General features: G+C 66.7%; 24 protein-coding genes. 1 reads left to right on the top strand and 23 read right to left on the bottom strand.

Annotated features, from left to right (window positions below; genetic code table 11):
* Positions 1-72 precede the first annotated feature (72 nt).
* Positions 73-921 (top strand): hypothetical protein, encoded by an 849-nt coding sequence (locus ACH4DX_RS13405; RefSeq protein WP_398122105.1) that lies wholly within the window; start codon positions 73-75, stop codon positions 919-921.
* 22 nt (positions 922-943) lie between these two features.
* Here the strand turns inward: ACH4DX_RS13405 and truA are convergent, their stop codons facing one another.
* The 23 genes from truA to rplP all read right to left on the bottom strand — a co-directional run bounded on the left by truA (position 944) and on the right by rplP (position 13,973).
* Positions 944-1,810 (bottom strand): tRNA pseudouridine(38-40) synthase TruA, encoded by an 867-nt coding sequence (gene truA, locus ACH4DX_RS13410; protein ID WP_398155135.1) that lies wholly within the window; start codon positions 1,808-1,810, stop codon positions 944-946.
* Positions 1,811-1,945: 135 nt separating this feature from the next.
* Positions 1,946-2,446, bottom strand: coding sequence for a 50S ribosomal protein L17 (gene rplQ / locus ACH4DX_RS13415; RefSeq protein ID WP_398122107.1), 501 nt, complete (start codon positions 2,444-2,446; stop codon positions 1,946-1,948).
* Between the two features lie 136 nt (positions 2,447-2,582).
* Positions 2,583-3,605, bottom strand: coding sequence for a DNA-directed RNA polymerase subunit alpha (locus ACH4DX_RS13420; RefSeq protein WP_016645160.1), 1,023 nt, complete (start codon positions 3,603-3,605; stop codon positions 2,583-2,585).
* Positions 3,606-3,744: 139 nt separating this feature from the next.
* Positions 3,745-4,149: a 30S ribosomal protein S11 gene (rpsK, locus tag ACH4DX_RS13425; protein WP_003948617.1), complete on the bottom strand. Its 405-nt coding sequence runs from the start codon at positions 4,147-4,149 to the stop codon at positions 3,745-3,747.
* A gap of 65 nt (positions 4,150-4,214) precedes the next feature.
* A complete protein-coding gene (rpsM, locus tag ACH4DX_RS13430) occupies positions 4,215-4,595 on the bottom strand; it encodes a 30S ribosomal protein S13 (RefSeq protein ID WP_030567288.1) in 381 nt (126 codons plus the stop codon).
* A 218-nt stretch (positions 4,596-4,813) separates the two neighbouring features.
* Positions 4,814-4,927: a 50S ribosomal protein L36 gene (rpmJ, locus tag ACH4DX_RS13435; RefSeq protein ID WP_003948619.1), complete on the bottom strand. Its 114-nt coding sequence runs from the start codon at positions 4,925-4,927 to the stop codon at positions 4,814-4,816.
* 57 nt (positions 4,928-4,984) lie between these two features.
* Entirely contained in the window at positions 4,985-5,206 is a 222-nt protein-coding gene (infA, locus tag ACH4DX_RS13440) for a translation initiation factor IF-1 (protein WP_003948620.1), read from the bottom strand.
* Positions 5,207-5,367: 161 nt separating this feature from the next.
* A complete protein-coding gene (map, locus tag ACH4DX_RS13445; protein ID WP_398155136.1) occupies positions 5,368-6,204 on the bottom strand; it encodes a type I methionyl aminopeptidase in 837 nt (278 codons plus the stop codon).
* 167 nt (positions 6,205-6,371) lie between these two features.
* A complete protein-coding gene (locus ACH4DX_RS13450) occupies positions 6,372-7,028 on the bottom strand; it encodes an adenylate kinase (RefSeq protein WP_398122109.1) in 657 nt (218 codons plus the stop codon).
* Entirely contained in the window at positions 7,028-8,341 is a 1,314-nt protein-coding gene (secY, locus tag ACH4DX_RS13455; protein WP_398122110.1) for a preprotein translocase subunit SecY, read from the bottom strand. Before secY ends, ACH4DX_RS13450 begins: the two co-directional genes overlap by 1 nt.
* Before the next feature lie 236 nt (positions 8,342-8,577).
* Positions 8,578-9,033, bottom strand: a complete 456-nt coding sequence (gene rplO, locus ACH4DX_RS13460; RefSeq protein ID WP_398122111.1) for a 50S ribosomal protein L15 — start codon at positions 9,031-9,033, stop codon at positions 8,578-8,580.
* A gap of 2 nt (positions 9,034-9,035) precedes the next feature.
* Positions 9,036-9,218: a 50S ribosomal protein L30 gene (gene rpmD, locus ACH4DX_RS13465; RefSeq protein WP_030567278.1), complete on the bottom strand. Its 183-nt coding sequence runs from the start codon at positions 9,216-9,218 to the stop codon at positions 9,036-9,038.
* Positions 9,219-9,220: 2 nt separating this feature from the next.
* Positions 9,221-9,826, bottom strand: a complete 606-nt coding sequence (gene rpsE, locus ACH4DX_RS13470; protein WP_016645168.1) for a 30S ribosomal protein S5 — start codon at positions 9,824-9,826, stop codon at positions 9,221-9,223.
* A gap of 64 nt (positions 9,827-9,890) precedes the next feature.
* Complete coding sequence (gene rplR / locus ACH4DX_RS13475) at positions 9,891-10,274, bottom strand: 50S ribosomal protein L18 (RefSeq protein WP_398155137.1); 384 nt, start codon at positions 10,272-10,274, stop codon at positions 9,891-9,893.
* A 3-nt stretch (positions 10,275-10,277) separates the two neighbouring features.
* On the bottom strand, positions 10,278-10,817 hold the full coding sequence (gene rplF, locus ACH4DX_RS13480; protein ID WP_398122112.1) for a 50S ribosomal protein L6: 540 nt from the start codon (positions 10,815-10,817) through the stop codon (positions 10,278-10,280).
* Positions 10,818-10,841: 24 nt separating this feature from the next.
* Complete coding sequence (gene rpsH, locus ACH4DX_RS13485; protein WP_018528360.1) at positions 10,842-11,240, bottom strand: 30S ribosomal protein S8; 399 nt, start codon at positions 11,238-11,240, stop codon at positions 10,842-10,844.
* 222 nt (positions 11,241-11,462) lie between these two features.
* Positions 11,463-11,648 carry a type Z 30S ribosomal protein S14 gene (locus tag ACH4DX_RS13490; protein ID WP_003956452.1) on the bottom strand — a complete coding sequence of 62 codons (186 nt, stop codon included), beginning with the start codon at positions 11,646-11,648 and terminating at the stop codon, positions 11,463-11,465.
* Between the two features lie 5 nt (positions 11,649-11,653).
* On the bottom strand, positions 11,654-12,211 hold the full coding sequence (rplE, locus tag ACH4DX_RS13495) for a 50S ribosomal protein L5 (protein ID WP_398122113.1): 558 nt from the start codon (positions 12,209-12,211) through the stop codon (positions 11,654-11,656).
* Positions 12,211-12,534, bottom strand: coding sequence for a 50S ribosomal protein L24 (gene rplX, locus ACH4DX_RS13500; protein WP_030685463.1), 324 nt, complete (start codon positions 12,532-12,534; stop codon positions 12,211-12,213). Before rplX ends, rplE begins: the two co-directional genes overlap by 1 nt.
* Before the next feature lie 2 nt (positions 12,535-12,536).
* Positions 12,537-12,905: a 50S ribosomal protein L14 gene (rplN, locus tag ACH4DX_RS13505; RefSeq protein WP_003974257.1), complete on the bottom strand. Its 369-nt coding sequence runs from the start codon at positions 12,903-12,905 to the stop codon at positions 12,537-12,539.
* Positions 12,906-13,039: 134 nt separating this feature from the next.
* Complete coding sequence (gene rpsQ / locus ACH4DX_RS13510) at positions 13,040-13,330, bottom strand: 30S ribosomal protein S17 (RefSeq protein WP_030567265.1); 291 nt, start codon at positions 13,328-13,330, stop codon at positions 13,040-13,042.
* Complete coding sequence (gene rpmC, locus ACH4DX_RS13515) at positions 13,330-13,554, bottom strand: 50S ribosomal protein L29 (RefSeq protein ID WP_010036720.1); 225 nt, start codon at positions 13,552-13,554, stop codon at positions 13,330-13,332. The genes rpsQ and rpmC overlap by 1 nt, the downstream gene beginning before the upstream one ends.
* Positions 13,554-13,973: a 50S ribosomal protein L16 gene (rplP, locus tag ACH4DX_RS13520; RefSeq protein ID WP_398122114.1), complete on the bottom strand. Its 420-nt coding sequence runs from the start codon at positions 13,971-13,973 to the stop codon at positions 13,554-13,556. The genes rpmC and rplP overlap by 1 nt, the downstream gene beginning before the upstream one ends.
* Position 13,974 lies beyond the last annotated feature (1 nt).

Consider the following 13,974-nt stretch of genomic DNA (forward strand, 5'->3'; position numbering starts at 1 on the left):
GGCTCAGGCTAGGCCGAGAAGGGCCCCGGGACCGGGCTCAACATCCCCCTCGCCCCGTCTAAGATGCGCCCCATGAGCTTTGGGCAAGGGGGACCCCCCTGGGGTCCGGGGGGCTCGCAGACCCCCGACTGGGCGGCGCTCGCCGAGGCGTCCGAGGCACGTGCCCGCCGCCGCAAGTGGCTGCTGATCGGCGGCGGCGCGCTCGCCACGGTCGGCGTGGCCGCGGCCGTGGCCGTCGCGGTGGTCTCGGCGAACAGCGACGACACCACGGCCTCCAACAAGCCCGCGAGCGAGCTGCCCACCACCGCGGACATCCCCGGCGCGAGCACCGCCCCCGAGCCGTCCTTCGAGGCGACCACGCCCCCGCCACCGCCGGACCCGAAGGACTACATCTCCAGCGCCAAGAAGGACAGGGCGCCGCTCGGCCCCGAGTCCTTCTTCCCCGGCACCAGGCTGACCTCCGGGGAGCGGGTCTACAAGAAGGGCGACACGGACAGCACCAAGAAGTGCGCCTCCGTCACCCAGCCCGCGCTCGCCACCGTCCTGACCAGGAACAAGTGCACCGAGGTGCTGCGCGCCACCTACGCCCGCAAGGGCATCGCGGTCACCGTCGGCGTCGCCGTCTTCGACACCGAGGCCCAGGCCCTGCGGGCGAAGAAGCAGGCCGACGACGGCCTGGTGAAGTCGCTGTCCGGCAAGGGCGTGGACCCGTTCTGCCGCACCACGGTCTGCCGCGGCACGTACAACGCGTACGGGCGCTACGCGTACTTCACGACGACCGGCTTCCTGAACGGCAAGGACGTCACCACCAAGGACAAGAACGCCTACGAGGTCGGCGACGACCTCGCCCGCTTCACCTTCCACCAGATCAACCGCCGCGGCGAGGCACAGGCGTCGGCGGCGGTCAACAACCCGGAGTAGCCGCGGCAGCCGCCCCGGTCCGTCAGCAGCAGCCCGCGGAATCGGCGCTCCCCGGCAGCGACCGCTTGTTGCGCGCCTCCACGCTGCGCGCGCCCAGCAGCTCGTCGGCCGGATAGCCGACCTCTTCGAGCGTCAGACCGTGCGGCCGCACCACATGCACCGCCGAGTCCCGCACCCCGGCCGCGAGCACCTTGCCCGGCCACTCGGCGCCCCTGTGCCCGTCCCCCACGAACAGCATCGCCCCGACGAGGGACCGCACCATGTTGTGGCAGAAGGCGTCGGCCCGCACCGTCGCCTCCAGGATCCCGTCGGCGCGCCGCTCCCAGCGCAGCTCCTGCAACGTACGAATGGTCGTGGCGCCCTCGCGCCGCTTGCAGTACGCGGCGAAGTCGTGCTCCCCGAGCAGCGGCTGCGCGGCGGCGTTCATGGCGTCCATGTCGAGCGCCCAGTCGTGCCACAGGACGTGCCCGCGCAGCAGCGGGTCGACGCCGCCGGGGTGGTCGGTGACACGGTAGGCGTACCGCCGCCAGATCGCCGAGAACCGGGCGTTGAACCCGGCGGGTGCCTCCTCCACCCGCCAGATCCGCACATCGTGCGGCAGCCGGCCCGCGAGCCGCCGCAGCAGCTTCTCCCGGTGCTCGCCCCACACGCGCTCCGGCAGGTCGACGTGTGCCACCTGACCCCTGGCGTGCACCCCGCTGTCGGTGCGCCCGGCGACGGTCAGCTCGTACGTCTCCTCGGACCGCGTCACCGTACGCAGCGCGTCCTCGATCTCGCCCTGGACGGTCCGCAGTCCCCCGCGCTGCTTGGCCCAGCCGGAGAAGTCCTTGCCGTCGTAGCTCAGGTCGAGCCGCACCCGGACGAACCCGGGCTCCACTTCCTCACTCACACCGCAATCCTCTCAGGCAGACGAAAGCGGGCCCGCCCCTAAGGGCGGACCCGCGGCGCCCTCAAGGGGCGCGGGGAACTGCGCGACGAGCCACGACCAGGCCGCAGCCGACGACACGCGGTTCCGGCAGAACGCTTACGCGTCCTTCGACTCCTCGGCCGGAGCCTCGGCAGCCTCGTCGGGCTTGGCCTCGACGGCCTCGTCCTTCTTGAGGGAGTCCTCCTTGACGGCGCGCTTCGTCGCCGCCTCGGCCTCACCGGTGGCCTCCTGGGCCACGGTCAGGGCCTCCACCAGCTCGATGACAGCCATGGGCGCGTTGTCGCCGCGGCGGTTACCGATCTTGGTGATACGGGTGTAGCCACCCGGGCGGTTCTCGTAGCGCGGGCCGATCTCGGTGAAGAGCGTGTGGACGATGCTCTTGTCCGAGATGACCGAGAGGACCTGGCGGCGGTTGTGAAGGTCGCCCTTCTTCGCCTTGGTGACCAGACGCTCCGCGTAGGGACGCAGACGACGGGCCTTGGCCTCGGTGGTGGTGATGCGGCCGTGCTCGAAGAGATCCTTGGCGAGGTTCGCCAGCATCAGCTTCTGGTGCGCGGCACTGCCGCCCATACGGGCACCCTTGGTGGGCTTCGGCATGGTGTTTCTCCTAGATGTCTGCCCCGGCCGTATCAGGTACCGGGGTCAGCGGACCGAGCCCCGTAAGGGGCGCGGGGAGCTGCGCGACCAGCCGAAGCCGGTCCGCAGCCACAGTCGAACCGTGAGGCCCGAGCTCTCAGTACTGCTCGGTCTCGACGAACCCGGCGTCCGCGTCGTCGTCGGCGCCGAAGGCGTCAGCGGCGGCGGTCGGGTCGAATCCGGGCGGGCTGTCCTTGAGGGCCAGACCCATCCCGTTGAGCTTCATCTTGACCTCGTCGATGGACTTCGCACCGAAGTTGCGAATGTCGAGGAGGTCCGCCTCGGAGCGGGCGACGAGCTCACCCACGGAGTGGATGCCCTCACGCTTGAGGCAGTTGTACGACCGAACGGTGAGCTCGAGCTCCTCGATCGGCAGGGCGAGATCGGCGGCGAGCGCGGCGTCCGTCGGGGACGGACCCATGTCGATGCCCTCGGCGTCGATGTTCAGCTCGCGGGCGAGACCGAACAGCTCGACCAGGGTCTTGCCCGCGGACGCCATGGCGTCGCGCGGACGCATGGCCTGCTTGGTCTCGACGTCGACGATCAGCTTGTCGAAGTCGGTGCGCTGCTCGACACGCGTGGCCTCGACCTTGTACGTGACCTTGAGGACCGGCGAGTAGATCGAGTCGACCGGGATGCGGCCGATCTCCTGGCCGACCTGCTTGTTCTGCACGGCGGAGACGTAGCCGCGACCGCGCTCGACGGTCAGCTCCATCTCCAGCTTGCCCTTGCCGTTGAGCGTGGCGAGGACGAGGTCGGGGTTGTGCACCTCGACACCGGCCGGGGGCGCGATGTCGGCGGCGGTGACCAGACCCGGGCCCTGCTTGCGCAGGTACATCACGACCGGCTCGTCGTGCTCCGAGGAGACGACCAGCTGCTTGATGTTGAGGATGAGGTCGGTGACGTCTTCCTTGACGCCCGGCACGGTGGTGAACTCGTGCAGGACACCGTCGATGCGGATGGACGTGACGGCCGCACCCGGGATCGAGGACAGAAGCGTCCGGCGGAGGGAGTTGCCGAGGGTGTAGCCGAAGCCCGGCTCCAGCGGCTCGATGACGAACCGGGAGCGGAACTCGTCGACGACCTCTTCGGTCAACGAGGGACGCTGAGCAATCAGCATGTTGCGATCCTTCTGTCAGGGGCGCCCGCTATTTGACGCCCTGAGATATGACAAGGGTACGGGCGATACGACCCGAAGGAGCCGTACCGCCCGGAAACCTCAGACAAGCAGTCGCTGCGCGACAGACGCGACCAACGCGTCAGACGCGGCGGCGCTTGGGCGGACGGCAGCCGTTGTGCGGCGTCGGCGTGACGTCCTGGATCGAACCGACCTCGAGGCCCGTGGCCTGGAGGGAGCGGATCGCGGTCTCACGGCCGGAGCCGGGACCCTTGACGAAGACGTCGACCTTGCGCATGCCGTGCTCCTGCGCGCGGCGCGCGGCCGACTCGGCGGCCATCTGCGCGGCGAACGGGGTGGACTTGCGCGAGCCCTTGAAGCCGACGTGGCCGGCGGAGGCCCAGGAGATCACGTTGCCGGTCGGGTCCGTGATGGACACGATCGTGTTGTTGAACGTGCTCTTGATGTGCGCGTGGCCGTGAGCGACGTTCTTCTTTTCCTTGCGGCGCACCTTCTTGGCAGCGCCCTGACGACCCTTGGGGGGCATCTATAACTCCTACGGGAGGTGGTCGGTCCTGCAGCGTCAGCTGTCGATAGACCGCTGAGCGAGGACTACTTCTTGCCCGGCTTCTTCTTGCCGGCGATGGCGCGACGCGGGCCCTTGCGGGTGCGAGCGTTGGTGCTGGTGCGCTGACCGCGGACCGGCAGGCCACGGCGGTGCCGCAGGCCCTGGTAGCAGCCGATCTCGACCTTGCGACGGATGTCGGCCTGGATCTCGCGACGGAGGTCACCCTCGGTCTTGATGTTCTGGTCGACGAACTCGCGGATCTTGACCAGGTCCTCTTCGGACAGGTCGCGAACACGGGTGTTGCGGTCGACGCCGGTGGCGTCCAGGGTCTGCTGGGACAGCGTCCGGCCGATGCCGAACACGTACGTGAGCGCGACCTCGATGCGCTTGTCGCGCGGGAGGTCAACACCTTCAACGCGTGCCATTCATGGCTCCTGTGATTCTTCGGAGGTCTTCAGCAGAACCGCTCCCAGCCGCCGTCCCCTTTTCCCGGCTTCCCCGGAAAAGGGTTGGTACGTCCTGGGTCCCCGGCCTCCGACCGGGGGTGTCGCCCTCCATTACCTGGTGGACCTGAAGAGGGACGGGTCCTGCGTATGTGCTTTTACGTGCGTCGCGCGAAAATCTGCGGGGTGCAGTACGTGCGTCAGCCCTGGCGCTGCTTGTGGCGCGGGTTGTCGCAAATGATCATGACCCGGCCGTGACGGCGGATCACCCTGCACTTGTCGCAGATCTTCTTGACGCTCGGCTTGACCTTCATTGGTGAGGTTCTCCGGGTCAGTGCCACCACCCCGCCGGAGCGGGGTGCGGGCAAGATCTACTTGTACCGGTAGACGATCCGGCCACGCGTCAGGTCGTACGGAGACAGCTCCACCACGACCCGGTCGTCAGGGAGGATGCGGATGTAGTGCATGCGCATCTTGCCGCTGATGTGTGCCAGGACCTGGTGGCCGTTCTGGAGCTCCACCTTGAACATGGCGTTCGGAAGAGACTCGACGACAGTGCCTTCGATCTCGATGGCACCTTGCTTCTTGGCCACGCTTCGCCCTTCGAATCGACTACCTTGATCGACTCCGTGAGCGATACGCAGACATGCGAATGCACGAGAGCCGACGCGTCAGTCTACGTCAGTGCACTCGGAAAGACGAATCGGGTATGACTGCCCGGCAACGGAGATCCTTAAGCAGACGGACGGGATACTCAGCCCAGCGGATCCGGCGCCGCCGTGATCCCGTACTCCGCCAGCTTCGCCTTACCGCCGTCGGGGGCGGTGAGGACCAGCGGACCCTGCTCCGTGAGGGCCACCGAGTGCTCCCAGTGCGACGACCAGGTGCCGTCCGTGGTGATGACCGTCCAGTCGTCCTGGAGCACCTCGGTCTTGGCGGTGCCGAGGGAGACCATCGGCTCGATGGCCAGGCAGAAGCCGGGGACCAGCTTGGGGCCGCGGCCGCGGCGGCGTTCCACATAGTTCAGGAGGTGGGGGTCCATGTGCATCTCGGTGCCGATGCCGTGGCCGCCGTAGTCCTCGATGATCCCGTACTTGCCGCGGGCCGGGCGGGGCTGGCGGCGGATGTAGGTCTCGATGGCGCGGGAGATGTCGACGAGGCGGTTGCCGAGCTTCATGGCCGCGATCCCGGCCCACATCGACTCCTCGGTCACCCGGGACAGCTCGATCAGCTCCGGAGCGTGCCCGCTGCCCACGAAGGCGGTGAACGCCGCGTCGCCGTGCCAGCCGTCGACGATCGCACCGGCGTCGATCGAGATGATGTCGCCGTCCTGGAGGACCACGTCCGCACCGGGGATGCCATGGACCACGACCTCGTTCTTCGAGGTGCAGATGGTCGCGGGGAAACCGCCGTAACCGAGGAAGTTGGACTTGGCGCCGTGCTCCGCGAGCACCTTGCGGGCCACGTCGTCCAGATCCTTGGTGGTGGCGCCCGGCACGGCCGCCGCGCGGGTGGCCTGATGGATCGCGGCGACGACAAGCCCCGCCGCCCGCATCTTGGCGATCTGCTCGGGAGTCTTGATCTGCACCATGCGCGGGCCTGAGCCTTTCTGAACCTACGAGTACGACATGTGTGGGGAGCATCCACAACGATACGGCCGAGCCGGACCCTCGCGCTCCCGGCGACGGCACACCACGCGGCTGGGCCGCGGCACCCCGCCCGGGGGTACCGCGGCCCAGCCGTGAGCGTGCGCTGCCGTCAGGCGTTCTCGCCCGAGAGCGCCGCCATCGCGCGCTGCGTGACCTCGTCGACCTTGCCGAGCGCGGAGATCGTGACCACCAGGCCCTGGGCCTTGTAGTGGTCGATGATCGGCTCGGTCTCGCGGTGGTACACGTCGAGCCGCTTGCGGACGGTCTCTTCCTTGTCGTCCTCGCGCTGGTACAGCTCGCCGCCGCAGACGTCGCAGACACCTTCCTGCTCCGGCGCGCTGTACGTCACGTGGAAGACGTGGCTCGAGTCATTGCGGCAGATGCGGCGGCCCGCGATGCGCTTGACGACCTCGTCCTCGGGGACTTCCAGGTCGAGGACCGCGTCCAGCTTCTGCCCCTCGGCCTTCAGCGCCTCGTCGAGGGCCTCGGCCTGCGAGACGTTGCGCGGGAAGCCGTCGAGGAGGAAGCCGTTCTCGGCGTCCGGCTGGTGCATGCGGTCCTGGGCCATGCCGATGGTCACCTCGTCGGGCACCAGGTTGCCGGCGTCCATGTACGCCTTCGCCTGCTTGCCGAGGTCCGTGCCCTGGCTGATGTTGGCCCTGAAGAGGTCGCCCGTGGAGATGTGCGGGATCGACAGGTTCTTGGCAAGGAACGCGGCCTGCGTTCCCTTGCCGGCACCGGGCGGCCCGACTAGGACGATTCGCATCAGCGGAGGAACCCTTCGTAGTTGCGCTGCTGGAGCTGGCTCTCGATCTGCTTCACGGTCTCCAGACCCACACCCACGATGATCAGGATGCTCGTCCCGCCGAACGGGAAGTTCTGGTTGGCCCCGAAGCCCACCAACGCCATCGTTGGCACGAGAGCGATCAGACCCAGATACAGCGAGCCCGGCCAGGTGATCCGATTGAGCACGTAGCTCAGGTACTCAGCGGTCGGTCGGCCAGCCCGGATGCCCGGGATGAAGCCACCATACTTCTTCATGTTGTCGGCGACTTCCTCCGGGTTGAAGGAGATCGCGACGTAGAAGAAGGCGAAGAAGACGATGAGTACGAAGTAGGTGACGATGTAAATCGGGTGGTCACCCTTGGTGAGGTTCTGCTCGATCCAGGTCTTCCACCCGGACTGTCCACCCGCGAACTGGGCGACCAGGGCCGGGATGTAGAGCAGCGACGAGGCGAAGATCACAGGGATGATGCCCGCCTGGTTGACCTTCAGCGGAATGTAGGTCGACGTACCGCCGTAGGACCTGCGGCCGATCATCCGCTTCGCGTACTGCACCGGGATGCGGCGCTGTGCCTGCTCGACGAAGACGACCAGGCCGACCATGAACAGACCGACCAGGATGACGGTGCTGAACTCGATCCAGCCACCGGCCAGATCACCCTGCTTCTTGATGCCCCACAGAGCGGCGGGGAAGGTGGCGGCGATCGAGATGAACATCAGGATCGACATGCCGTTGCCGATGCCGCGGTCGGTGATGAGCTCACCGAGCCACATCACGCAGGCGGTACCGGCGGTCATGGTGATGACCATGGTGATGGTGACGAAGATCGACTGGTCCGGCACGATCTCCGAGGCCACCGGGCAGCCCTGGAACAGGGTGCCGGTGCGGGCCGTGGCGACGAGGCCGGTGCCCTGAAGGATCGCGAGCGCGATGGTCAGATAGCGCGTGTACTGCGTGATCTTCGCCGTGCCGGCCTGGCCCTCCTTCTTGAGGGCCTCGAGGCGCGGGATCACCACGGTCAACAGCTGCAGGATGATGCTCGCCGTGATGTACGGCATGATGCCGAGCGCGAAGATCGTGATCTGCAGGAGCGCGCCGCCGCTGAACATGTTGACCAGACCGAACAGGCCCTGGTTGGCGTTGGCCGCGTCGATGCAGGTCTGGACGTTCTTGTAGTCGATACCGGGAATCGGGACATGCGTCCCGAGCCGGTAGATCACGATGATCCCGAGCGTGAAGAGCAGCTTCTTGCGCAGGTCGGGCGTCTTGAACGCCCGGGCGAACGCGGTGAGCACGGTGCCTCCTGCGACCCCCGCGCTACTGCGTCAGAGGTGACGGTGGTGAGTCCGACGGATAAGTACGTAACAGGCAAGACCGCACGCCCTGTCGCGAGGACAGACCGCGCGGAAAGTTAACAGTGCACGCCACCTTACCGGCGACCATGCCCCCCTTGGAACGACCAACCGGGGATGCCCCTTTTGTGGGGCATCCCCGGTCGGGATCGCTCAAGTCATCGAGACGCCTGGGAAATTCAGACGAGCTCGGTGACGGTACCGCCGGCGGCGGTGATCTTCTCCTTGGCGGAGCCGGAGACGGCGTCAACCGTCACCTGCAACGCCACGGTGACCTCGCCCTGGCCGAGGACCTTGACAAGGCTGTTCTTGCGAACGGCGCCCTTGGCGACCAGGTCGGCCACCGTGACCTCGCCACCCTCGGGGTAGAGGGAGGTGAGCTTGTCCAGGTTGACGACCTGGTACTCGGTCTTGAACGGGTTCTTGAAGCCCTTCAGCTTCGGGAGACGCATGTGGAGGGGCATCTGCCCGCCCTCGAAGCGCTCCGGAACCTGGTAACGAGCCTTGGTGCCCTTGGTACCACGACCGGCCGTCTTACCCTTGGACGCCTCACCGCGACCCACACGGGTCTTCGCGGTCTTGGCGCCGGGGGCGGGACGGAGGTTGTGGATCTTGAGCGGGTTGTTCTCCGCCATGATCAGTCGACCTCCTCGACCGTCACGAGGTGGCGGACGGTCTGCACCATTCCGCGGAACTCGGGGCGGTCCTCCTTGACGACCTGCGTGTTGATGCCCTTGAGGCCAAGGGAGCGCAGGGTGTCACGGTGGTTCTGCTTGCTGCCGATGTACGACTTCGTCTGCGTGATCTTGAGCTGAGCCATGATTACGCACCCGCTCCCGCACGCGCACGCAGCAGGGCCGCGGGGGCGACGTCCTCGAGCGGCAGACCACGGCGAGCCGCGATCTCCTCGGGACGCTGCAAACCCTTGAGGGCCGCCACGGTCGCGTGCACGATGTTGATCGCGTTGTCGGAGCCCAGGGACTTCGACAGGATGTCGTGGACGCCGGCGCACTCGAGCACGGCACGCACCGGGCCACCGGCGATAACACCGGTACCGGGGGAAGCAGGCTTCAGCAGGACGACGCCCGCGGCCTTCTCACCCTGGATGGGGTGCGGGATGGTGCCCTGGATACGGGGGACCTTGAAGAAGTGCTTCTTGGCCTCCTCCACACCCTTGGCGATGGCGGCCGGCACCTCCTTGGCCTTGCCGTAACCGACACCCACGGTGCCGTCACCGTCGCCCACCACGACCAGCGCGGTGAAGCTGAAGCGACGACCACCCTTCACAACCTTGGCGACGCGGTTGATCGCGACAACGCGCTCAACGTACGCGGTCTTCTCGGCGGCGGCTGCGCCACCGTCGCGACCCTTCCGGTCCCGCCGCTCGCCGCCACCGGCACCGCCACCGCGGCGCTGGGGTCCAGCCATTGGAATTACCTCTCTCTGTTTCCGCTAGCTACGCAGCGACAACAGCCGCTGCGCGACGGACGACTCAGAACTTGAGTCCGGCTTCGCGGGCGGCGTCCGCCAGGGCGGCGATGCGCCCGGCGTACTGGTTACCACCACGGTCGAACACGACGGCCTCGACACCGGCGGCCTTGGCGCGCTCAGCGACCAGGGTACCGACCGACTTGGCCTGCGCGGACTTGTCGCCCTCGCCACCGCGGATCGAAGCGTCCAGGGTGGACGCCGACGCGAGGGTGTGACCCTTCACGTCGTCGATCACCTGAGCGACGATGTTGCGGTTGGAGCGCGTCACGACCAGGCGCGGACGCTCAGCCGTACCGGAGATGTGCTTCCGGATACGGATGTGACGCCGCTTGATGGCAGCACGCTTGTAAGCGTCGCCCTTAGCAATCTTGACACCGTATGCCATGGCTTACTTACCCGCCTTTCCGACCTTGCGGCGGATGACTTCGCCTTCGTACTTGACGCCCTTGGCCTTGTACGGGTCGGGCTTGCGCAGCTTGCGGATGTTGGCCGCAACCTCGCCGACCTTCTGCTTGTCGATGCCCTCGACCGAGAACTTGGTCGGCGACTCGACCTTGAACGAGATGCCCTCGGGCGCCTCGATCAGGATCGGGTGGCTGTAGCCGAGCGAGAACTCCAGGTTGGAGCCCTTCGCCAGGACGCGGTAACCGACACCGCTGATCTCGAGCTTCTTCACGTAACCCTGGGTCACGCCGGTGATCATGTTCGCCACCAGCGTGCGGGACAGGCCGTGCAGGGCCTTGTTCTGACGCTCGTCGTTGGGGCGGGTGACGCTGAGCACGCCGTCCTCACCCTTGGCGATCTCGATCGGTGCGACGACCGTGTGGCTCAGGGCACCCTTGGGGCCCTTCACCTGGACCGTCTGGCCGTCGATGGTGACGTCCACGCCGGCGGGAACCGTGATGGGGAGCTTGCCAATACGCGACATAGCTGTTTCCTCCGTTCCCTTCCGCTACCAGACGTAGGCGAGGACTTCCCCACCCACGCCCTTCTTGCCCGCCTGCTGGCCGGTGAGCAGACCGTGCGACGTGGAGATGATGGCCACGCCCAGGCCGCCGAGCACCTTCGGCAGGTTGGTGGACTTCGCGTACACGCGCAGACCGGGCTTCGAGATCCGCTTGATGCCCGCGATGGAGCGCTCACGGTTCGGCCCGAACTTGAGCTCGAGAACGAGGTTCTTGCCGACCTCGGCGTCCTCGACCTTCCAGCCCGTGATGAAGCCCTCCTGCTGGAGGATCTCCGCGATGTGCGACTTGATCTTGCTGTGCGGCATCGCCACGGTGTCGTGGTACGCCGAGTTCGCGTTCCGCAGACGCGTAAGCATGTCTGCGATCGGATCAGTCATGGTCATGAATTGGCCTTCGGCCTCTCTCGCCGGGGTTTCCTGTATGCGCCATCCCTCTCCCCGCATGGAAGCGGGACGGGTGCGGTGCGGGGACCTACGGCGTAGTAAGTCGGTCAGGGCGGCAGGCGCCCAACCCCACAAGCCTACGGCATGCGGTGTCGGGCTCCTGCCGACCGGATACTTACCGAGAGCTTCTGGACATCCGTACGCCCGAAGGGCAGTACTGGACTACCAGGAGCTCTTGGTCACGCCCGGCAGCTCGCCACGGTGAGCCATCTCACGAAGGCACACGCGGCACAGGCCGAACTTGCGGTACACGGAGTGCGGGCGGCCGCAGCGCTGGCAGCGGGTGTACGCACGCACACCGAACTTGGGCTTACGAGCAGCCTTGGCAATCAGAGCCTTCTTCGCCATCTCGCTCACGCCTCCTTGAACGGGAAGCCGAGGTGACGAAGGAGCGCCCGGCCCTCAGCGTCGTTGGTCGCCGTGGTGACCACGGTGATGTCCATACCCCGGACACGGTCGATCTTGTCCTGGTCGATCTCGTGGAACATGACCTGCTCCGTGAGACCGAAGGTGTAGTTGCCACGGCCGTCGAACTGCTTGGGGGACAGACCACGGAAGTCGCGGATGCGCGGCAGCGCGAGCGACAGGGTGCGGTCCAGGAACTCCCACATGCGGTCGCCACGGAGCGTGACGTGGGCACCGATCGGCTGACCCTCACGCAGCTTGAACTGCGCGATGGACTTCCGGGCCTTGGTGATGGCCGGCTTCTGACCGGTGATCGTGGTCAGGTCACGGACGGCACCGTCCATGAGCTTGGAGTCACGGGCGGCGTCGCCGACACCCATGTTCACCACGATCTTGACGAGGCCGGGGATCTGCATGACGTTCTCGTACGAGAACTCTTCCTGCAGCTTCGCCTTGATCTCGTCGCGGTACTTCGTCTTGAGACGCGGAGTGGTGGTGGTCGTCATCAGATGTCCTCACCCGTCCGCTTGGCAACGCGGATCTTGTTGCCCTCGTCGTCGAAGCGGTAACCGACGCGCGTGACGACCTTGTTGCCGTCCTTCTCCACGACCAGCTGGACGTTGGAGACGTGGACGGGGGCCTCGGTGGTCACGATGCCGCCGGCCTGCGAGCCGCTGGCGGTCGGGCCGGCCTTCGTGTGCTTCTTGACCCGGTTGACACCCTCGACCAGGACGCGCTCCTCGCGCGGGTAAGCGGCAATGACCTTGCCCTGCTTGCCCTTGTCCTTGCCGGTGATGACCTGAACCAGATCACCCTTCTTGATCTTCATGCTTACAGCACCTCCGGCGCGAGCGAGATGATCTTCATGAACTTCTTCTCGCGCAGCTCACGGCCGACCGGGCCGAAGATACGGGTGCCGCGAGGGTCGCCGTCGTTCTTCAGAATGACGGCGGCGTTCTCGTCGAAGCGGATGTACGAGCCGTCCGGACGGCGGCGCTCCTTGACGGTGCGAACGATGACCGCCTTGACGACGTCACCCTTCTTCACGTTGCCACCGGGGATCGCATCCTTGACGGTGGCGACGATGACGTCACCGATGCCCGCGTAGCGGCGACCGGAGCCACCGAGAACACGGATGGTGAGGATTTCCTTCGCACCCGTGTTGTCGGCGACACGAAGTCGCGACTCCTGCTGGATCACGTCTATCTCCTGTGTGTCTGCCGGTTCCCGGCAGGGGCTCGTCCCTCGCGGGGCGGCCCCTGCCGAGCCTGGCGGAACTGATCCGAGGGGAAACCCCCTCGGACGGAACTATGGAATCCCCTTGCGGGAATTACCTACTTGGCCTTCTCGAGGATCTCGACGACGCGCCAGCGCTTCGTGGCGGACAGCGGCCGGGTCTCCATCAGGAGGACGCGGTCGCCGACACCGGCGGCGTTCTGCTCGTCGTGCGCCTTGAGCTTGTTCGTACGGCGGATGACCTTGCCGTACAGCGCGTGCGTCACGCGGTCCTCGACGGCGACGACGACGGTCTTGTCCATCTTGTCGCTGACGACAAGACCCTGGCGGGTCTTGCGGAAGCCGCGCGCGGCCTTCGTCTCTTCAGTCACGTTGCTGCTCTCGCTCATCAGGCGCTCTCCACCGTCTCGATGCCCAGCTCGCGCTCACGCATCAGGGTGTAGATCCGCGCGATGTCCTTGCGGACGGCCTTCAGCCGGCCGTGGTTCTCGAGCTGTCCCGTCGCCGCCTGGAAGCGGAGGTTGAACAGCTCTTCCTTGGCCTCGCGGAGCTTGTTGAGGAGCTCCTCGTTGCCCAGCTCGCGCAGCTCGGACGCCTTGGTTCCGGCCGACATCACGACTCACCTGCCTCGCGCCGGACGATGCGGCACTTCATCGGAAGCTTGTGAGCAGCGCGGGTAAGCGCCTCACGAGCAATCTTCTCGTTCGGGAAGGACAGCTCGAACATCACCCGACCCGGGTGAACGTTCGCGACCCACCACTCGGGCGAACCCTTACCGGAACCCATGCGGGTCTCGGCAGGCTTCTTGGTCAGCGGGCGGTCCGGGTAGATGTTGATCCAGACCTTGCCGCCACGCTTGATGTGGCGGGTCATCGCGATACGAGCCGCCTCGATCTGGCGGTTGGTCACGTACGCCGGCGTGAGGGCCTGAATGCCGTACTCGCCGAACGCGACCGTCGTACCGCCCTTGGCCTGACCACGACGCTTCGGGTGGTGCTGCTTGCGGTGCTTGACCCTACGGGGGATCAGCATG

It is taken from the genome of Streptomyces sp. NPDC017940, from assembly GCF_044328435.1.
Taxonomy (GTDB): Bacteria; Actinomycetota; Actinomycetes; order Streptomycetales; family Streptomycetaceae; genus Streptomyces.